The organism is Paraburkholderia fungorum (assembly GCF_003610895.1).
Classification (GTDB): domain Bacteria; phylum Pseudomonadota; class Gammaproteobacteria; order Burkholderiales; family Burkholderiaceae; genus Paraburkholderia; species Paraburkholderia fungorum_B.
In genome coordinates this window covers 101,169-118,889 of sequence record NZ_MCAS01000015.1, presented here as the reverse complement: position 1 = coordinate 118,889, position 17,721 = coordinate 101,169, and the positions used below count along the sequence as shown (strand labels likewise).

17 protein-coding genes are annotated in these 17,721 nt (G+C 63.0%); 12 read left to right on the top strand and 5 right to left on the bottom strand.

The window, feature by feature from the left end; genetic code table 11:
* Positions 1–42: 42 nt before the first annotated feature.
* The 4 genes from BCY88_RS16935 (at position 43) to BCY88_RS16920 (ending at position 4,739) form a co-directional block, all read left to right on the top strand.
* Complete coding sequence (locus BCY88_RS16935; protein ID WP_120345362.1) at positions 43–1,131, top strand: sn-glycerol-3-phosphate import ATP-binding protein UgpC; 1,089 nt, start codon at positions 43–45, stop codon at positions 1,129–1,131.
* Positions 1,132–1,184: 53 nt separating this feature from the next.
* Positions 1,185–1,484: a DUF3761 domain-containing protein gene (locus BCY88_RS16930; protein WP_120345361.1), complete on the top strand. Its 300-nt coding sequence runs from the start codon at positions 1,185–1,187 to the stop codon at positions 1,482–1,484.
* 255 nt (positions 1,485–1,739) lie between these two features.
* Positions 1,740–3,404, top strand: coding sequence for an energy-dependent translational throttle protein EttA (gene ettA, locus BCY88_RS16925; RefSeq protein ID WP_093643520.1), 1,665 nt, complete (start codon positions 1,740–1,742; stop codon positions 3,402–3,404).
* 213 nt (positions 3,405–3,617) lie between these two features.
* Positions 3,618–4,739: a DUF748 domain-containing protein gene (locus BCY88_RS16920; protein ID WP_120345360.1), complete on the top strand. Its 1,122-nt coding sequence runs from the start codon at positions 3,618–3,620 to the stop codon at positions 4,737–4,739.
* A gap of 2 nt (positions 4,740–4,741) precedes the next feature.
* Here BCY88_RS16920 and BCY88_RS16915 read toward each other — a convergent pair whose 3' ends face one another.
* From BCY88_RS16915 to BCY88_RS16905, 3 genes are read right to left on the bottom strand one after another with little or no spacing between them, the layout of a single operon-like run.
* Entirely contained in the window at positions 4,742–5,365 is a 624-nt protein-coding gene (locus BCY88_RS16915; RefSeq protein ID WP_120345359.1) for an HAD family hydrolase, read from the bottom strand.
* Between the two features lie 31 nt (positions 5,366–5,396).
* The gene (locus BCY88_RS16910; protein ID WP_120345358.1) at positions 5,397–7,211 is read right to left on the bottom strand and encodes an aminopeptidase P family protein; all 1,815 of its coding nucleotides are present in this window, start codon (positions 7,209–7,211) and stop codon (positions 5,397–5,399) included.
* A 19-nt stretch (positions 7,212–7,230) separates the two neighbouring features.
* Positions 7,231–7,485, bottom strand: coding sequence for a hypothetical protein (locus tag BCY88_RS16905; RefSeq protein WP_120345357.1), 255 nt, complete (start codon positions 7,483–7,485; stop codon positions 7,231–7,233).
* A 205-nt stretch (positions 7,486–7,690) separates the two neighbouring features.
* Here BCY88_RS16905 and BCY88_RS16900 point away from each other — a divergent pair, with 205 nt between their 5' ends.
* From BCY88_RS16900 to BCY88_RS16870, 7 genes are all read left to right on the top strand, one after another.
* Positions 7,691–8,437, top strand: coding sequence for a response regulator transcription factor (locus BCY88_RS16900; protein WP_120345356.1), 747 nt, complete (start codon positions 7,691–7,693; stop codon positions 8,435–8,437).
* A gap of 26 nt (positions 8,438–8,463) precedes the next feature.
* Positions 8,464–9,750, top strand: a complete 1,287-nt coding sequence (gene hemA / locus BCY88_RS16895; protein ID WP_120345355.1) for a glutamyl-tRNA reductase — start codon at positions 8,464–8,466, stop codon at positions 9,748–9,750.
* Between the two features lie 122 nt (positions 9,751–9,872).
* Positions 9,873–10,955: a peptide chain release factor 1 gene (prfA, locus tag BCY88_RS16890; protein ID WP_120345354.1), complete on the top strand. Its 1,083-nt coding sequence runs from the start codon at positions 9,873–9,875 to the stop codon at positions 10,953–10,955.
* Between the two features lie 6 nt (positions 10,956–10,961).
* The gene (gene prmC, locus BCY88_RS16885; protein ID WP_120345353.1) at positions 10,962–11,804 is read left to right on the top strand and encodes a peptide chain release factor N(5)-glutamine methyltransferase; all 843 of its coding nucleotides are present in this window, start codon (positions 10,962–10,964) and stop codon (positions 11,802–11,804) included.
* Positions 11,805–11,917: 113 nt separating this feature from the next.
* A complete protein-coding gene (gene grxD / locus BCY88_RS16880; RefSeq protein WP_012434475.1) occupies positions 11,918–12,229 on the top strand; it encodes a Grx4 family monothiol glutaredoxin in 312 nt (103 codons plus the stop codon).
* Between the two features lie 34 nt (positions 12,230–12,263).
* Positions 12,264–12,863 (top strand): UbiX family flavin prenyltransferase, encoded by a 600-nt coding sequence (locus tag BCY88_RS16875; protein ID WP_120345352.1) that lies wholly within the window; start codon positions 12,264–12,266, stop codon positions 12,861–12,863.
* Positions 12,864–13,044: 181 nt separating this feature from the next.
* Positions 13,045–13,830: a DODA-type extradiol aromatic ring-opening family dioxygenase gene (locus tag BCY88_RS16870; RefSeq protein ID WP_120345351.1), complete on the top strand. Its 786-nt coding sequence runs from the start codon at positions 13,045–13,047 to the stop codon at positions 13,828–13,830.
* A 152-nt stretch (positions 13,831–13,982) separates the two neighbouring features.
* Here the strand turns inward: BCY88_RS16870 and BCY88_RS16865 are convergent, their stop codons facing one another.
* Entirely contained in the window at positions 13,983–15,578 is a 1,596-nt protein-coding gene (locus BCY88_RS16865) for an APC family permease (RefSeq protein ID WP_120345350.1), read from the bottom strand.
* 534 nt (positions 15,579–16,112) lie between these two features.
* On the opposite strand from BCY88_RS16865, the gene BCY88_RS16860 reads away from it, so the two are divergent.
* Positions 16,113–16,316 carry a cold-shock protein gene (locus BCY88_RS16860; protein WP_007180251.1) on the top strand — a complete coding sequence of 68 codons (204 nt, stop codon included), beginning with the start codon at positions 16,113–16,115 and terminating at the stop codon, positions 16,314–16,316.
* Between the two features lie 110 nt (positions 16,317–16,426).
* Here BCY88_RS16860 and BCY88_RS16855 read toward each other — a convergent pair whose 3' ends face one another.
* Positions 16,427–17,677: an Hsp70 family protein gene (locus BCY88_RS16855; RefSeq protein ID WP_120345349.1), complete on the bottom strand. Its 1,251-nt coding sequence runs from the start codon at positions 17,675–17,677 to the stop codon at positions 16,427–16,429.
* Between the last annotated feature and the right edge of the window lie 44 nt (positions 17,678–17,721).

Here is a 17,721-nt window from a genome sequence, read left to right as displayed (position 1 = left end):
CGTGACGAATACGCGGCAAGCAACGAAAAAGGCTAAAACGGCATGGCTGCACTGACTCTGCAAGGCGTTAAAAAGACCTACGACAGCAAACAGTTCGTATTGCACGGCATTAACGTGGACGTCGCGGACGGCGAGTTCGTCGTGATGGTCGGGCCGTCGGGCTGCGGCAAATCGACTTTGCTGCGGATGGTGGCCGGGCTCGAAGGCATTTCCGAAGGCACCATCTCGATCGCCGGCAAGGTGGTCAATCAACTGGAGCCGAAGGATCGCAACATCGCGATGGTGTTCCAGAACTACGCGCTCTATCCGCACATGAGCGTCGCCGAAAACATGGGCTATGCGCTGAAGATCGCGGGTGTCGATCGTGCGCAGATCGCGAAGCGCGTAGACGCTGCCGCGCAGATTCTCGAGCTTGGACCGCTGCTCGCACGCAAGCCGCGCGAGTTGTCGGGTGGACAGCGGCAACGCGTCGCCATGGGCCGCGCGATCGTGCGTGAACCGGCGGTGTTTCTGTTCGACGAACCGCTGTCGAATCTCGACGCGCGACTGCGTGTGCAGATGCGGCTCGAAATCCAGCGCCTGCATGCGCGGCTCGCCACCACGAGTCTCTACGTCACCCATGACCAGATCGAAGCGATGACGCTCGCGCAACGCGTGATCGTGATGAACAAGGGCCACGCGGAGCAGATCGGCGCGCCGACCGAGGTCTACGAACGGCCGGCGACGGTATTCGTCGCGAGCTTCATCGGTTCGCCCGGGATGAATCTGCTGGAAGGCCGGGTGTCGGATGATGGCTCAACGTTTGAAGTGGCGGGCAACGGACCGAAGCTGCCGCTTCAAGGGCTTGCGTCGATTGGCCAGCAGGTGGCCAAAGGGCGTGACTGGACGCTCGGCATTCGCCCCGAGCACTTGACGCCGGGGCAAGCCGACGCCGCGCAGGCCACGCTCGTCGTCGACTCCTGCGAACTGCTCGGTGCGGACAATCTCGCGCACGGCCGCTGGGGCAAGCACGATGTGACCGTGCGCTTGCCGCACACGCACCGGCCCGCCGCGGGCGAAACGCTGCAGGTGGCGCTGCCCGCGCAGCATCTGCACTTCTTCGATTCTTCGACGGGACGGCGCGCGAACTGACACGCCGTTCAGGCCATCATCGCCGCACCCAGAATAACAACCCGTCAAGGACCATGACAGGCATCATCACCAGGGGCTTTCGCAGATCCGCCGTCGTCGCCGCCGCGCTGCTGTTCGGCGTCACATCGGCGTTCGCTTACGTCGCGCCCGGCACATCGCCCGACGAAGCGAACCTCAGCAATCACAACACCTACACCAATCGCGACGGCAATACGGTGCACGCCCCCGCCCGCTCGCTGTCCGGCAAGGCGCCCGAAGGCGCCACGGCGCGTTGCCGCGACGGCAGCTATAGCTTCAGCCGGCATCGCAGCGGCACCTGTTCCCGGCACGGCGGCGTAGCGGACTGGCTCTAGCCCTGGGCGGCCAAAGGCGCGCCAACTGACACCACTGCGGACTCCCCCGCGGACACCGTCTGCCGCCGCGCCCTCGGCCCGAAGTACAATGCCACCTGAACTACCCGCCCGCGCGGGGCGTCGCGAAGTTCGACACCGAGCTCGACGCCGCACCGTCCGGCGCCGGGCGCACTGCCCGGCTACAACACCGATTACCCATCCACCCACGACCGCCGCCCTTTCGCGGCCGGCGGCGTCAACGTCTATTGCAAGCAAATGGCCCAATACGTCTTCACCATGAACCGGGTCGGCAAAATCGTGCCGCCCAAGCGTCAAATCCTGAAAGACATCTCGCTGTCGTTTTTCCCCGGCGCGAAAATCGGTCTGCTCGGCCTGAACGGCTCGGGCAAGTCGACGCTGATCCGCATCATGGCGGGTGTGGACAAGGACATCGAAGGCGAAGCCACGCCGATGCCGAACCTGAACATCGGCTATCTGCCGCAGGAACCGCAACTCGATCCGAACAAGACGGTGCGTGAAGCGGTCGAGGAAGGTCTCGGCGACGTTTTCGGCGCGCAAAAGAAACTCGACGAAATCTACGCCGCCTACGCGGAACCGGACGCCGACTTCGACGCGCTCGCCGCGGAGCAGGCCAAGTACGAAGCGATTCTCGCCACCACCGACGGCAGCGCCGAACAGCAGATCGAAATCGCCGCCGACGCACTGCGCCTGCCGGCATGGGACGCAAAGATCGAACACCTGTCGGGCGGCGAAAAGCGCCGCGTCGCGTTGTGCAAACTGCTGCTCGAAAAACCGGACATGCTGCTGCTGGATGAGCCGACCAACCACCTGGACGCGGAATCGGTCGACTGGCTCGAACAGTTCCTCACGCGCTTCCCGGGCACCGTCGTCGCCGTCACCCACGATCGCTACTTCCTGGATAACGCCGCCGAGTGGATTCTCGAACTCGACCGCGGCCACGGCATTCCCTGGAAGGGCAACTACAGCAGCTGGCTCGACCAGAAGGAAGAACGCCTGAAGCAGGAAGAGTCGTCGGAATCGGCGCGTCAGAAAGCGATCAAGAAGGAACTGGAGTGGGTGCGCCAGAATCCGAAGGGCCGTCAGGCGAAGTCGAAGGCGCGTATCGCCCGCTTCGAGGAACTGAACAGCCAGGACTACCAGAAGCGCAACGAGACCTCGGAAATTTTCATCCCGGTCGGCGACCGCCTGGGCAATGAAGTGATCGAGTTCAAGAACGTCAGCAAGTCATATGGCGACCGTTTGCTGCTCGACGACGTCAGCTTCAAGATTCCGGCCGGCGCAATCGTCGGCATCATCGGGCCGAACGGCGCCGGTAAGTCGACGCTGTTCCGCATGCTGACCGGCCGCGAACAGCCGGATTCGGGCGAGATCGTGCAAGGCCCGACGGTCAAGCTTGCTTACGTGGACCAGAGCCGCGACGCGCTGGACGGTTCGAAGACCGTGTTCGAAGAAATCTCCGGCGGTGCGGACGTGCTGACGGTCGGCAAGTACGAAACGCCTTCGCGGGCGTACATCGGCCGCTTCAACTTCAAGGGCGGCGATCAGCAAAAGACCGTCGGTAACCTGTCGGGCGGTGAGCGCGGCCGGCTGCATCTGGCGAAAACATTGATCGCGGGCGGCAACGTGCTGCTGCTGGACGAACCGTCGAACGACCTCGACGTCGAAACGCTGCGCGCGCTGGAAGATGCGTTGCTCGAATTTGCCGGCTCGGTGATGGTGATCTCGCACGATCGCTGGTTCCTCGACCGGATCGCGACGCACATCCTGGCGTTCGAAGGCGATTCGCAAATCACGTTCTTCGACGGTAACTACCAGGAATACGAAGCGGACAAGCGCGCACGCCTCGGTGAAGAAGCTGCACGTCCGAAGCGCCTGCGTTACAAGCCAATCGCGCGATAAATCGCAAGTCCGGCAGCCCGCTCGCTGGTTGACGAGCGGGCTGTCCTGACAGGGCACACGCATTGCTGGTCACGGCGTAATGCACGACGTCCGGGCCGCATGCGGTAACGCCGCCGCATCAATGTCAGACGTCAAACAAAGGTGCACATAACCGGCGCACACACAGGCCGATCACACCTATACCGCGCCCGGCGCGGCGACGAGGAGGCAAGCATGGCGATGTCGAAGGGCAAGCGCTGGGCCATTGCCATAGGCGGCGTGCTGCTGGTGCTGATCGTCGTCGCGGTCGGCGCGCTGCAGTTCGCGCAGCGCGAAGTCAAAGAACGCATCATTGCGGCGCTCGGCCCACTCGGCAGTGCGCAAAGCATCCAGGTCGGCCTCACTTCAGTTCATCTCACCAACGTTCTGCTCAAGGCGCCACCCGGCTGGCCCGCCGGCGATCCGTTGCGCGCCGACGAAATCACCCTCACGCCCGACATCCGTGATCTGCTCGCGCGGCGCATGCATATTCGCAGCGTGGTGGTGCGCGGCTTCGATATCGCCGTACTGCGCAGCAAGGACGGCACGATTCGCATGATGCCGAATCTGCGCGAATCGGTGAACAAGTCCGACGAAGAAGCCGGCGGCGGCGCACCATCCACCCCGCGCGAAAAGCTCATCGATCACATCAGCTTCGAGCAGGGCAACTTTCATTTCTACGATATGTCCGTCGGACCGCCGGCCTTCAAGGTGACGGTGAGCAACGCCAACGCGACAGTCGATCACCTGCATCTGCCCGCGCTCAGCGAGCCGACCACAGTCGATCTCACCGGCTCGATCAAAGGCCCGGCGCATACGGGTACGGTCTCATTTAACGGGTGGATCAAGATCGCCAGCAAGGACTCCCAGACCACCAGCCAGCTGCGCGGCATCGACGTCGTGATGCTCGATCCTTACCTGCTGAAAAAGGCCGGCGGCAAGGCGCAAGTGGCCGGCGGCACGGTGGACCTGACTGTCGAATCGACGGTGCGCAACTATCAGTTGCACGCACCCGGCACGGTAACAATCCACCATCTGCAACTCGCCGACAGCGACAATCCGCTCGACACCTTCATGTCGATTCCGACCAAGGCGGCCATTGCGGCGCTCAAGACGCACAACGGCGATATCACACTGCATTTCGTGCTGGACGGGAACCTCCGCGACCCGAAATTTTCGGTGCAGGAGGGCCTGATGAAGCGCCTTGGCGCGGGGTTTGCGAACGCGCTGGGCGTGAGCGTCGAAGGCGTGGCCAAGGGCGCTGGCGAAACGGTGAAAGGCTTGGGTAACGCGTTGAAAAATCTGCTTGGGCAGTAGGCCTAAACGGGTAGCCCCAGCACGCGCAGTGTCGCTGCGGTTTGCGCGGCGCTCGTGTGATGCACGCCGTGCCAGCCCAGCGCCGTTGCGGCCTCGGCGTTTTTCAGATTGTCGTCGATAAAGACAAGTTCACCTGGCTGGATGCCCGGCAGTTGCGCCTCGATGCGCTGGCGCATGAGTGCGAAAATCGCCGGATCGGGCTTCACCAGCTTCACCCTGCCCGACACGACGATGTCGCGGAACCGCCGCAGCACGGGGTAATGCTCCCATGCATACGGAAACGTCTCCGCGGACCAGTTCGTCAGCCCAAAGAGCGGCACCTCGGCCGCCTCGAGTTTCTCCATGATGGCCACGCCCTCTTCGAGCACGCCGGCCACCATCTCGTGCCAGCGCCCGTAGAAGGCGCGGATCAGCGGAGCGTGATCGGGAAACTTCGCGATCAGTTCGTCTGTTCCCTCGACGATCGGCTGGCCACCGTCCTGACGGATCACCCAGTCCATTGAACAGACGTGGGTCAGAAACCAGCGGCGCTCCGTTTCGTCAGGAATCAACTGACGATAGAGATACTCGGGACTCCAGTCGATCAGCACACCGCCGAAATCGAACACCACTGCCTTGATGGCCATGCACGCGCTCTCCGTAAGCTCCTGGCGACGATCAGACAGGTTGTGTACGCAATTCGAGCCACGCCTTCGCCTCGCCCGACACATGCGGCGAAAGGCGCGCGCGCACCGTCTCGTGATAGCCGTTCAGCCATGCGCGCTCGTCTTCTCGCAACAGCGACAGGTCGAGGCAGCGCGTATCGATCGGGCACAGTGTCAGCGTTTCGAACTTGAGGAAATCGCCAAACTCGGTTTTCTCCGCCGGCACGTTCAGCACCAGGTTCTCGATCCGCACGCCCCATTTGCCCGGCCGGTAAATGCCCGGCTCGACCGACGTGATCATGCCTTCTTCCATCGCGGTCCACGGTTCGGCCGGCGCGTAGTGCGAAATCACCTGCGGGCCTTCGTGCACGTTCAGGAAATAACCCACGCCGTGACCGGTGCCATGACCGTAGTCGGCGCCGGCTTCCCAGATCGGCGCGCGGGCGATCGCGTCGAGCATCGGCGAACGAATGCCGCGCGGGAATTTCGCACGCGACAGCGCCATGGTGCCCTTCAGCACGATCGTGAAATCGCGCCGCTGTGCCTCGCTGATGGTGCCGATCGGCACGACGCGCGTGATGTCGGTCGTGCCGCTCAGATACTGCGCGCCCGAATCGATCAGCAGCAGACCGTTGCCCTCGATCACCGAATGCGACTCATGGGTCGCGCGGTAGTGCGGCATCGCGCCGTTCGCGTTGAAGCCGGCGATCGTGGCAAAGCTCAGCGACACGAAGCCCGGACGGCGCGCGCGGGCTGCCGTCAGGCGCTCGTCGATCGTCAGTTCGGTGATCGTTTCACGGCCCAACGCGCCTTCGAACCACGCGAAGAATTCGGCGAGCGCCGCGCCGTCCTGCTCCATCGTCTCGCGCACGTGCCCGGCTTCCGCCTCGGTCTTGCGCGACTTGAAGAAGGTGGACGGATTGACCGCCTCCACCACCTTCACCGTGGACGGCACCGACTGCAGCGAGCCATAGGTGATGCGGCGCGGGTCGATCAGCAGCGTGCTGCCGGCCGGCAGCGCGCCCAGCGCATGGGCCGCCCTGGCATACGGTTCGACGCTGATGCCGTCGCGCTCGAGCGCCTCGGCCAACGCTTGCGGCACCTTGCCGTCGGCGACGAAGAGCGACGCGCTCTGTGAACCAATCAGCGCATGCGCGACGAACACCGGGTTGTAGCTGACATCGGCGCCGCGCAGATTCAACAGCCACGCGAGATCGTCGAGCGTGGAAATGAAGTGCCACTGCGCGCCCTTCTCCGCCATCGCGCGGCGAATCTGCGCGAGCTTTTCCGAACGGGCGACGCTGGCGTGCGGCGCGGCATGCTCGAACACAGCCGCCGCGGGCAGCGACGGGCGTTGCGGCCAGATTGCGTCGAACAGATCGACGTCGGTGCGCAGCTTCACGCCATGCGCGGTAAGCGCCTGCCCCAAGGCACGCGCCGCCGACACGCCGAGCACCGCGCCGTCCACACCGACGGTGCCGCCGGGCGCGACGTTCTGTGCGAGCCATTCGAAATGCGGCGCGGTCTGCTGGCCGCCGGTCATCTTCATCAATTGCACGCCGGTACCGGCCAGCTGCGCGTTCGCCTGTTCCCAGTAGCGGCTGTCGGTCCATACGCCGGCGAAATCGGCGGTCACGACCAGCGTGCCGGCCGAGCCGGTGAAGCCCGACAACCACTGCCGGCCTTGCCAGCGCCCGGGCAGGTATTCGGAAAGATGCGGGTCCGAGGACGGCACCAGATAGGCGGCCACACCTTCACGCGCCATTGCATTGCGCAACGTCGTGAGCCGTTCGGGGATGGAGGAAGTTTCGGGGAGTCGGGCATTCATCGGAGTCACCTGCAAGTATTCATCGACGGGACAACAAGCCGACCGTCACGGCAACGGCGATCAACGCGACGCCGGTACATACCGGCCATTCGAGCGTATCGCCATCATGAAAGAGACCAACCACATTGCCGGCCATGCGCGCGACACCCGCGCCCACCACGCCGGCCAGTAACGCCCCCCACCATGGGACACGGCTCGAACGGCGCAGCGGATGCAGCCACCAGCCCGCGAGACCGATCACCACGCCCAGCACCAGGATTCCGGGCCACCCCATTAGCGACAGATCTCGCGCAGATTCAGATTCGTCTCATGGGCGCATGAAGCCACGACAGCTAGCATTTTCTTCTCATTAACTATAGAGGTTCAGCACGGCGCTTTCCGCATAGCGGTTGAGTTTAGGGGGTCGGGGTGATGTTAGGCAAGCTGTAAGCCTTACGGATAAGCCTGGTCCCTGGTCATTGCCACGCTGACAGCGCGCCATGCAAATCGCCCTTATCGAGCCGGACCTTCGGCACGCCACCCTGGTCAGCCGGCTGATCTTCGCTGGCGGCCACGCGTGCCAGCACTTCACCACGAGCACGTCGTTCCTGGATCGCGCCGACGACGAGTTCTTCGATCTTCTCATCACCGAGGGCTGGGCTGGCGACCATTGCGCCGAAGATGTGATCCCGCGCGCCCGCTCCATCCTGCCGGGCTTGCCGGTGATCATGCTGCTGTCGGAGCCACGTGAGAGCCAGATCGTCGCCGCGCTGCACGCCGGCGCCGACGACTGCCTCACCAAACCGGTCCGTGGTCCGGAAATGCTGGCCCGGGTAGACGCGCTGCTGCGCCGCGCAGGCTGGCGGCGGCCGCCCAACCGGCGGCGCGACACCTTCGGCAGCTACGCGTTCGACGCGGCACGGTTTGCCGTCACGTTCCGGAATCAAACGGTCGCGCTGACGCCGAAGGAATTCCGCTTTGCGCTGCTGCTTTTTACCAATCTGTCGCGACCGGTGTCGCGCGCGCATATTCTCGAAACCGTTTGGACACGCCGGCGCGACGTAAAGTCGCGCTCGGTCGACACGCACGCATCGCGCGTACGGACCAAATTGCAGTTGCGCCCGGAGCACGGTTATTGCCTGACGCCGCTTTATGGCTACGGCTATCAGCTCGACGCGATCGCGCCGGAAGCGGTTGTGGAGGCCGGATCACGCGCGCAGAATGAAAGAATTACGAAAACGCTATAATATTGGGCTAAACCATAGCGCCCCATATGCAGCTTCTAACGATCGGAATCAATCACCACACTGCGCCTGTCGCCTTGCGCGAACGCGTGGCGTTTCCGCTCGAACAGATCAAGCCTGCACTGGACACCTTCAAGAGCGTCTGGCTTGGCCGCACCGCCCGCACGGCGCCGGAAGCGGCGATTCTGTCCACCTGCAACCGTACCGAACTCTACTGCGCGACCGACGACCAGGCCGCGCGTGAAGCCGCGATCCAGTGGTTCTCGAAATACCACAACCTGCCCATCGACGAACTCGCGCCGCATGTCTATGCATTGCCGCAGTCGGAAGCCGTGCGCCATGCATTTCGTGTCGCGTCGGGGCTGGATTCGATGGTGCTGGGCGAGACTCAAATCGTCGGACAAATGAAGGACGCGGTGCGCACGGCATCTGAAGCCGGCGCGCTCGGCACCTATCTGAACCAGTTGTTCCAGCGCACCTTCGCCGTTGCGAAGGAAGTGCGCAGCACGACCGAAATCGGCGCGCAGTCGGTTTCCATGGCGGCTGCCGCCGTCCGGCTCGCACAGCGGATTTTCGACAAGGTCTCGAACCAGCGCGTGCTGTTCATCGGCGCGGGCGAGATGATCGAGTTGTGCGCTACGCACTTCGCCGCGCAGCAGCCACGTGAGCTCGTCGTCGCCAATCGCACCGCCGAGCGCGGCACCCGCCTCGCCGAACGCTTCAACGGCCGGGCCATTCCGCTCTCGGAACTGCCCGCGCGCATGCACGAGTTCGACATTATCGTGTCGTGTACCGCCTCCACCCTGCCTATCATCGGTCTCGGCGCGGTCGAGCGGGCCGTGAAAGCGCGCCGCCACCGGCCGATTTTCATGGTCGATCTGGCCGTGCCGCGCGATATCGAACCCGAAGTCGGCCAGCTCGAAGACGTGTTCCTCTACACCGTCGACGACCTCGGCGCGATCGTCCGCGAAGGCAATGCGTCGCGGCAAGCCGCGGTGGCACAGGCCGAGGCGATCATCGAAACACGCGTGCAGAATTTCATGCAGTGGCTCGACGCGCGCAGCATCGTGCCCGTGATCCGTCACATGCATACGCAGGCCGACGTGCTGCGTCGCGCAGAAGTCGAACGCGCGCAGAAAATGCTCGCTCGCGGCGACGACCCGGCGGCGGTACTCGAAGCGCTGTCCCAGGCGCTCACCAATAAACTGATCCACGGCCCCACGCATGCGCTCAATCGCGCGAGCAGTGAGAACCGTGACACGCTCATTGAATTGATGAGCGGTTTCTATAAACACTCCGGTTCCACGGAGCGTTAGCGGCGCAGCCACCGCCGCACCGTCCGCGCCATCCCCGGTGGCCCGCGACATGCTTCTGACCAGGGCATCTGCCCACTCCCCTAGTCGTCGTCCTTGCCGGAGTCCGCTCCGATACCCGTCCGATGAAAACGAGCATGCAACGCAAGCTCGACCAGCTCACTACCCGGCTGGCCGAACTGAACGACCTGTTGAGCCGCGAGGACATTACCTCGAATCTCGACCAATACCGCAAGCTCACACGCGAGCACGCCGAGCTTGGACCCATCGTCGAACATTACGCGCTATGGCGCCAGGCGATGACCGACGCGGCGACCGCTCAGGAACTCCTGGCCGACGCCTCGATGCGCGATTTCGCGGAAGACGAAATTCGCACGTCGCGCGAGCGGATGGAAAAAATCGGCGCGGAATTGCAAAAAATGCTGCTGCCGAAAGACCCGAACGACGACCGCAACATCTTCGTCGAAATCCGGGCCGGCACGGGCGGCGACGAGTCCGCGCTGTTTGCCGGTGATCTGCTGCGCATGTACCTGCGCTATGCCGAGCGCAATCGCTGGCAAGTGGAAATGATGTCGGCGAGCGAATCGGATCTTGGCGGCTACAAGGAAGTGATCGTGCGGATCGCAGGCGTTGCGGCCTATTCCAAGCTCAAGTTCGAGTCGGGCGGCCATCGCGTGCAACGCGTACCGGCCACCGAGACGCAGGGCCGCATCCACACATCGGCGTGCACGGTCGCGGTCATGCCGGAAGCGGACGAGATCGGCGAAGTCGAGATCAATCCGGCCGATCTGCGCATCGACACCTTCCGCGCGTCGGGCGCGGGCGGGCAGCACATCAACAAGACGGACTCGGCCGTACGCGTCACGCACTTGCCCACCGGCATCGTGGTGGAATGTCAGGACGACCGCTCGCAGCACAAGAACAAGGATCGTGCGCTGAAGGTGCTGGCCGCGCGCATCAAGGACAAGCAGTCGCACGAGCAGCAGGCGAAAGAAGCCGCAACCCGTAAGAGCCTGATCGGTTCGGGCGATCGTTCGGAGCGGATTCGCACCTACAACTTCCCGCAAGGACGTCTGACGGATCACCGGATCAATCTGACGCTGTATCGCCTCGACGCAATCATGGACGGCGATCTCGACGAATTGATCGCGGCTCTCGTCAGCGAGCATCAGGCCGAGCTGCTGGCATCGCTGGGCGACGCGGACTAAGCGCGGATGGACTCGGTTACGCCCGCCGCGCTCCTGCGCGCCTCGCCACTGCCGCCGCTCGAAGCGCGGATTCTGCTCACGCACGTGCTCGGCTGGCGGCATACACAGTTGATTACGCGCAGCGAAGAAGCGCTCGATCACGCGATTGTTGAGCGCTACCGGGCCATGGAAGCGCGGCGTGTCGCCGGTGAGCCGGTGGCGCAACTGGTCGGCGTGCGCGAATTTTTCGGGCTCGATTTTGAAGTGACGCCGGACGTGCTGATTCCACGTCCCGAAACCGAATTGCTGGTCGAAACGGCGTTGGCGGCGCTGGAAAACATCTCGCGGCCGCGCGTGCTCGATCTGGGCACCGGCACCGGTGCGATTGCCGCGGCGATTGCGTCGATGCGGCCCGATGCACAGGTCTGGGCGCTGGATCGCTCCGCCGAAGCGCTGGCAGTGGCCGCACGCAACGCCGCACGCCTGCTGGATGCCCGGCGCCCCGGCGGCGCCGTGACATTGCAGCAAAGCGACTGGTATGGCTCGCTCGACACGGCGCTGCGCTTTGACGTGATCGTCAGCAATCCGCCCTATATCGCGAGCGGCGATCCGCATCTGACGGAAGGCGATCTGCGCTTCGAACCACGCGGCGCGCTCACCGACGAAGCCGACGGGCTCAGCGCGATCCGCCAGATCGTTGCGGGTGCACCTGCACGTCTGGCCGCCAACGGCGTATTGTGGATCGAACACGGATACGATCAGGCCGAAGCCGTGCGCGCCCTGCTGACGGCGCAGGGTTTTGCACAGGTCCGCTCGGAGCGCGATCTTGCCGGCATCGAGCGAATCAGCGGCGGGCAGTGGCCCGGCTGACCTCGATGAACCGCCTGAATCGGCGGGGCGGCAAGCGAGTCTCGGCCGGTCTTAGCGAAATCCGCTATCATTTCAGCCTATTCCCTACACATAACGGAACCGCAAGGTCAGTCATGGATACGCAACAACGCATCAAGCAAATCGTCGACGAAAACAACGTCGTGCTCTTCATGAAGGGCACCGCCCAGTTCCCGATGTGCGGCTTCTCCGGCCGCGCCATCCAGATCCTGAAAGCGTGCGGCGTCGGCGAAATCAAGACCGTCAACGTGCTCGAAGACGACGAAGTCCGCCAGGGCATCAAGCAGTTCTCGAACTGGCCGACCATTCCGCAGCTCTACGTGAAGGGCGAATTCGTCGGCGGCTCGGACATCATGATGGAAATGTACGAATCGGGCGAACTGCAGCAACTGTTCGCTGCGGCCTGAACGTTCGTCGTCCATCGTTAGGGCGCCGCGAGCCATGGAAACACGCGCTGCGGCGCCACGCCGGCTGATCGTTGCGATCACCGGCGCGACCGGCGCCATCTACGGCATCCGGCTGCTCGAGACGTTGCGCAGGCTGGGCGGCGTCGAGAGCCATCTGCTGATTTCGAGCGCGGGCTGGCTCAATATCCAGCACGAACTCCAGTTGAGCAAAGAAGACGTGCATCCGCTCGCGGATGTCGTCCACTCGGTGCGCGATGTCGGCGCGAGTATCGCGTCCGGCTCGTTTGCCACCGAAGGCATGGTCGTCGCACCCTGCTCGATGAAGACGCTTGCAAGCGTCGCGCACGGTTTTTCCGACAACCTGATCACCCGCGCCGCCGATGTCACGCTCAAGGAGCGCCGCCGGCTCGTGCTTCTCGTGCGCGAAACGCCGTTCAATCTCGCGCATCTGCGCAACATGACGGCCGTCACCGAAATGGGCGGCGTGATCTTCCCGCCCTTGCCCGCTTTCTACAACCAGCCCGCCACAATCGACGAAATGGTCGATCACACGGTGGCGCGTGTACTGGACCTCTTCGCGCTGGGACCGGCCATGTCGCCGGTATGGCAAGGATTGCGCGGCACGCAGGAATAACCGGCGGAGCATAAGCCGCCTGCTCAATGCGTGGCGCGAATCGCCACACCGCGCCACACGGTCATTAATAACACCTGCGACACAATCAATTCCGTTTTCACCCGTTTATCAAACGGAAGTACGGACCTATATTGATAGCAACCCCACTTCCACGCCGCGCTCCCGCGGCGAAGTTGCTGCCATGAATCGCTTACCGTCGCTGTTCCTCTCCCACGGCGCGCCTACGCTGCCGATCGACCCTTCGCTGCCGTCCGCCGAATTCGGCACGTTGTCGGCGCAATTGCCGCGGCCCGAAGCCGTGCTGATGCTGTCGGCCCACTGGGGCACAGCGCAGCCGGTGGCAAGCACGTCCACGGCACCGGAAACCATTCACGATTTCTACGGCTTCCCGCGTCAGTTGTACGAGATTCAATACCCTGCCCCGGGCGCACCCGATGTGGCTCGCCAGGCCGCCGCACTGCTCGGCGAGCACGGCATCCTCACCGCCGGCGAACCGCATGGACTCGATCACGGTGCCTGGGTGCCGATGCTGCTGATGTTCCCGCAAGCCGACGTGCCCGTCGCACAGTTGTCGATCCAGCCGCACATGGACGCCGCCCATCACTTCCGCGTGGGTCGCGCGCTGCGCTCGCTGAAAGACAACGGCGTGATGGTGATCGGTTCCGGCCAGATCACGCATAACCTGCGCGCGGCGGATTTTTCCGCGCGCCCGGAAGACGCTGATCCGCGCGTGGCCGAATTCACCGACTGGTTCGAGGCCAGGCTCGCCGCACACGACATCGACGCGCTGCTCGACTACCGCCGTCAGGCGCCGCACGCGGTGCTGATGCATCCGACCGACGAGCACCTGCTGCCGGTATTCGCGGCGCTGGGTGCGGCGGACGACAATTACTCGCTGACCATCCAGTCGCTCGGAACCTATCAGCGCTCGCTCGCGATGACGAATTACGTGTTCGGCACCGCCTGACTCGACCCGAGCGCTATCGAAGCGCCACCAAAGCGCCCATTCAGGACCGAAACGACCGTAACGCCGCCAACAAAAAAGCCCGCCTGAGTTTCTCAGGCGGGCTTTTTTCATGCGGCGCCGGACCAGGGCGGTCCGGCAGCCAGGCTTAAGACTTAATGCGCGCCCATGCCTTCGAGCACTTCGTCGTGCGTCTGACGCTCTTCGAGGTAGTCCGAGCGGTAACCGCTATGGACGCCCCAGTAGTAGAACACCAGCGAGAACACGGCCACCACCAGCATGTCCCAGCCGTACGGCAGAAGACCGCGGCCGCCGAATTCCTTGCTGCCGATCAGCGACAGGATCGCCATCACCGGCAGGTAGGCCACGAGCCACCATGCGGCCTTCAGGTCACGCCCCCAGCCGCCGAAACCCGACTTCGCCTGGAAGTAAAAGTAGACCGGCAGCGCGACAATCATCAGCAGAATGATTTCGCCGGTCAGCGGCCACTTCGCCCAGTACAGGATCAGCGACGCGCACACGAAAGCGAACGGCGCAATCAGCTTCATGCCGGGAATGTGCAGCGGGCGCTCCAGATCCGTCGCCGCGCGGCGCAGTGCCATCAGGCTGATCGGGCCAGTCAGGTACGAGATCACGGTCGCGACCGAGATCACCGCCGCCAACGAACTCCAGCCGCGGAAGAAAAACAGGAAAATGAACGACACCAGCAGGTTGAACCACATTGCCTGGCGCGGCACGCCGTAGAACGGGTGCACGTTGCCGAACATCTTCGGCATCGTGTTGTTGCGCTCCATGGCGTAGATCATGCGCGTAGTGGTCGCCATGTAGGTCGTGCCGGTACCGCTCGGGCTGACAAACGCGTCGACGTACAGCAGGATAGCCAGCCAGTTCAGGTTCAACGCGATTGCCAGTTCGGCAAACGGCGAGGCGAAGTTGAAGTGGCTCCAGCCCTTCATCACGTCGCTCGGATTCACCGCGCCGATATACGCGACCTGCAGCAGCACGTAGATCACCAGCGCCAGCAGGATCGAGCCGATCACCGCGAACGGCACGCTCTTGGCCGGATTGCGCGCTTCACCCGCGAGGTTGATCGGGCTCTGGAAACCGTTGAACGCGAACACGATACCGCTCGTCGACACGGCCGTCAGCACAGCCGACCAGCCGTACGGCGCGAAGGTGCTCGCTTCGCCGAAGTTTTCCTTGTGGAAGCCCGTCAGCATGAGACCCGCGATCGTCGCACCCGGAATCAGGAACTTGAAAATCGTGATTGCCGAATTGGCGCGCGCAAACAGCTTGACGCCCCAGTAGTTCAGCAGGAAGTAAATGATCACCAGGGCCGCTGACAGCAATAGCCCATTGGTCGTTAATGACCCATCCACGAATAGCGCATGCGCCCATGGATACGGCCAGGTACTCATATATTGAATGGAAGCTTCAGCTTCGATTGGAATCACCGAGACAATAGCGATCCAGTTCGCCCACGCGCTAATGAAACCAACCAGCGCGCCGTGCGAATAGCGCGCGTAGCGCACCATGCCGCCTGACTCCGGGAACATCGCGCCCAGTTCGGCGTAGGTCAGTGCAATTGCGAGAATCACCACCGCACCGATCACCCATGCACAAATGGCTGCAGGCCCGGCAATTTTTGCAGCCTTCCACGCGCCGAACAGCCAGCCCGATCCGATGATCGAACCCAAACCGGTCAGCAACAGCGCGACTGGCCCGATGTTCCGTTGTATAGAACTTTTCACATCTTCTCCTGTGTCGACCAGCGCCGGCGTTGTAACGCTTACTCTGGTCCCATACACCGTGTGTCAGCCGGAGTTAGTGCTTTAGCACTTACTTCGACCCCATGCAAGTTTGCCGCAGAACCATGCCGGCACCGCGTGACATCGCTTGTGGCGCTGGGGACGGGTGACGCGCATACATACGCGACGGTCCATTCTAAACAGGTGCAACCGACGCGCGGCGCGTAGTTTAACGGTTGCACCCCGACGCTGCAGCAGAACTAAGGGTTCTCCCTGGCAAAATTCTCGAGCGAATAGCAAGGTTTGTAAGCAATTTTTACGCCAGTCGATCAAAATTTTGTAAAGTTGGGATGAGAGTGTTGACCTTCTCCCGAAATCGCCGTATAACGTTCGGGCAGGATTTCAAGCGGCGAGTGAATTGGTCTTTCGTAGTTCGCCCATCAACGGTACTCCGGTTGGTCCCATTACCCCCTTCCTTGATTTTCATGCGCACCCATTGGGCTTCGGCCTTATTTACCATCTTTAGGAACAAGTAATATGGAAACCGGTACCGTCAAGTGGTTCAATGACGCAAAGGGCTTTGGCTTCATCACGCCGGACGGCGGCGGCGAAGATCTGTTCGCGCATTTCTCGGAAATCCGCACGGAAGGCTTCAAGACGCTGCAAGAAAACCAAAAGGTTACGTTTGAAGTGAAGACGGGCCCGAAGGGCAAGCAAGCTGCTAACATCAAGCCGGTGTAAGCAAGCACGCTTCCTTCTGGACGCAAAAAACCCCGCTTCGGCGGGGTTTTTTTATATCCGTTGTAACTGCATGCGGTGATTATCTTCGCAGTATGCGATTGATAAGTCTTTTATCCGAACAGACGCCGCGCGTGAATACCGAGACCTGTCGCAACGCTGGCAAGACGGTCGCCGAATACTGCTTTTGCATCGGGAAATGCCGCCGCCAATGCACCCGACAGAAACGCCAGACCCGTCGAGCCACCGGTGAAGTAAATCGCGTTGACGTCGCGCGGGGCCACGCCAGCCGCCTGCACCGTGTCGCGCGCCGCCTGCACGATGCGCTGCGTCTCGTCCTGCCCGGCCTTGATAAGCTGCGCTTCGTCGAACGCGAGGCGCAGGTCGTCTTCCACCTCGTCGAGATCGATCACGGTCTCGCCGCCCGCCGCCACGCCGATCTTCGCCTCTTCCGCATGAGCCGCCAAGGCATGTCCCAGGCGGCGCTCCACGACGCGCATCAGGCGGTCGTGATGCTTGACCTCGGTGAACAGATGCCGCATGAGCGTAAGTTCGCTCACGCGCTTCGGCGCGTAGACGGTATTGATCAGATGCCAGGTGGCCAGATCGAAATAGATCCGGCTCGGAATCTCGCGGCCTTCCGGGTCGAGCGTCTGATAGCCGAGTTCGCGCAGGATCGTCACCAGTTCGACACGGCGGTCGAAATCAGTACCTGCGACGTGCACGCCGTGATGCGCCAACACGTCGTCTTTACGCTCGACGCGCTGCATCCGCTCCGGCCCCACCCGCACCAGCGAAAAGTCCGACGTGCCGCCGCCGATGTCGGCCACCAGCACGAGGCCCTCTTGCGTCAGATGCGATTCGTAGTCGAACGCCGCTGCGATCGGTTCATACTGAAAGTGGATCTCCCGCAAGCCGACCGAACGCGCCGCCGCTTCGAGTTGCTGCTGCGCCATCTGGTCCGCGCGCGGATCGTCGTCGACGAAAAACACCGGGCGGCCCAGCACGGCGCGGCTGATTGACCCGCCGGTGCTCTTTTCCGCCGAGCGCTTCAGATGGTCGACGAAGATCGCGATGATGTCCGTGTACTTGATCGCCGAGCCGTCGCCGAGATCGGTCGAATTCTCGGCGAGCGGCGAGCCGAGAATACTTTTCATCGAACGCATCAGACGGCCGTCGAAACCGTCGATATAAGCCGCCAACGCCGAGCGCCCGAACTCCCGGGTATTTTCGTCGGTGTTGAAAAAGACGGCGGTCGGCAGCGTCGTGTAGGCGCCCTCGACAGGCGCAAGTCTAAGCGCAGCGCCGTCAGGGACGGCTACAGCCGAATTGGAAGTACCGAAGTCAATCGCGCAATAGTTCATGGCAGGAATCGCCGCTCACGGCTGGCGCGGACAGAAAGGGGAGC

What these genes read in the sequence shown, in the direction of transcription:
- BCY88_RS16915 (WP_120345359.1), bottom strand. Translation starts at nt 5,365, where the DNA reads ATGGCCATCAAGGCAGTGGTGTTCGATTTCGGCGGTGTGCTGATCGAC.
- prfA (WP_120345354.1), top strand. Translation starts at nt 9,873, where the DNA reads ATGAAAACGAGCATGCAACGCAAGCTCGACCAGCTCACTACCCGGCTG.
- BCY88_RS16910 (WP_120345358.1), bottom strand. Translation starts at nt 7,211, where the DNA reads ATGAATGCCCGACTCCCCGAAACTTCCTCCATCCCCGAACGGCTCACG.
- BCY88_RS16935 (WP_120345362.1), top strand. Translation starts at nt 43, where the DNA reads ATGGCTGCACTGACTCTGCAAGGCGTTAAAAAGACCTACGACAGCAAA.
- ettA (WP_093643520.1), top strand. Translation starts at nt 1,740, where the DNA reads ATGGCCCAATACGTCTTCACCATGAACCGGGTCGGCAAAATCGTGCCG.
- BCY88_RS16875 (WP_120345352.1), top strand. Translation starts at nt 12,264, where the DNA reads ATGGAAACACGCGCTGCGGCGCCACGCCGGCTGATCGTTGCGATCACC.
- hemA (WP_120345355.1), top strand. Translation starts at nt 8,464, where the DNA reads ATGCAGCTTCTAACGATCGGAATCAATCACCACACTGCGCCTGTCGCC.
- BCY88_RS16860 (WP_007180251.1), top strand. Translation starts at nt 16,113, where the DNA reads ATGGAAACCGGTACCGTCAAGTGGTTCAATGACGCAAAGGGCTTTGGC.
- BCY88_RS16930 (WP_120345361.1), top strand. Translation starts at nt 1,185, where the DNA reads ATGACAGGCATCATCACCAGGGGCTTTCGCAGATCCGCCGTCGTCGCC.
- prmC (WP_120345353.1), top strand. Translation starts at nt 10,962, where the DNA reads ATGGACTCGGTTACGCCCGCCGCGCTCCTGCGCGCCTCGCCACTGCCG.
- BCY88_RS16900 (WP_120345356.1), top strand. Translation starts at nt 7,691, where the DNA reads ATGCAAATCGCCCTTATCGAGCCGGACCTTCGGCACGCCACCCTGGTC.
- BCY88_RS16855 (WP_120345349.1), bottom strand. Translation starts at nt 17,677, where the DNA reads ATGAACTATTGCGCGATTGACTTCGGTACTTCCAATTCGGCTGTAGCC.
- BCY88_RS16905 (WP_120345357.1), bottom strand. Translation starts at nt 7,485, where the DNA reads ATGGGGTGGCCCGGAATCCTGGTGCTGGGCGTGGTGATCGGTCTCGCG.
- grxD (WP_012434475.1), top strand. Translation starts at nt 11,918, where the DNA reads ATGGATACGCAACAACGCATCAAGCAAATCGTCGACGAAAACAACGTC.
- BCY88_RS16920 (WP_120345360.1), top strand. Translation starts at nt 3,618, where the DNA reads ATGGCGATGTCGAAGGGCAAGCGCTGGGCCATTGCCATAGGCGGCGTG.
- BCY88_RS16870 (WP_120345351.1), top strand. Translation starts at nt 13,045, where the DNA reads ATGAATCGCTTACCGTCGCTGTTCCTCTCCCACGGCGCGCCTACGCTG.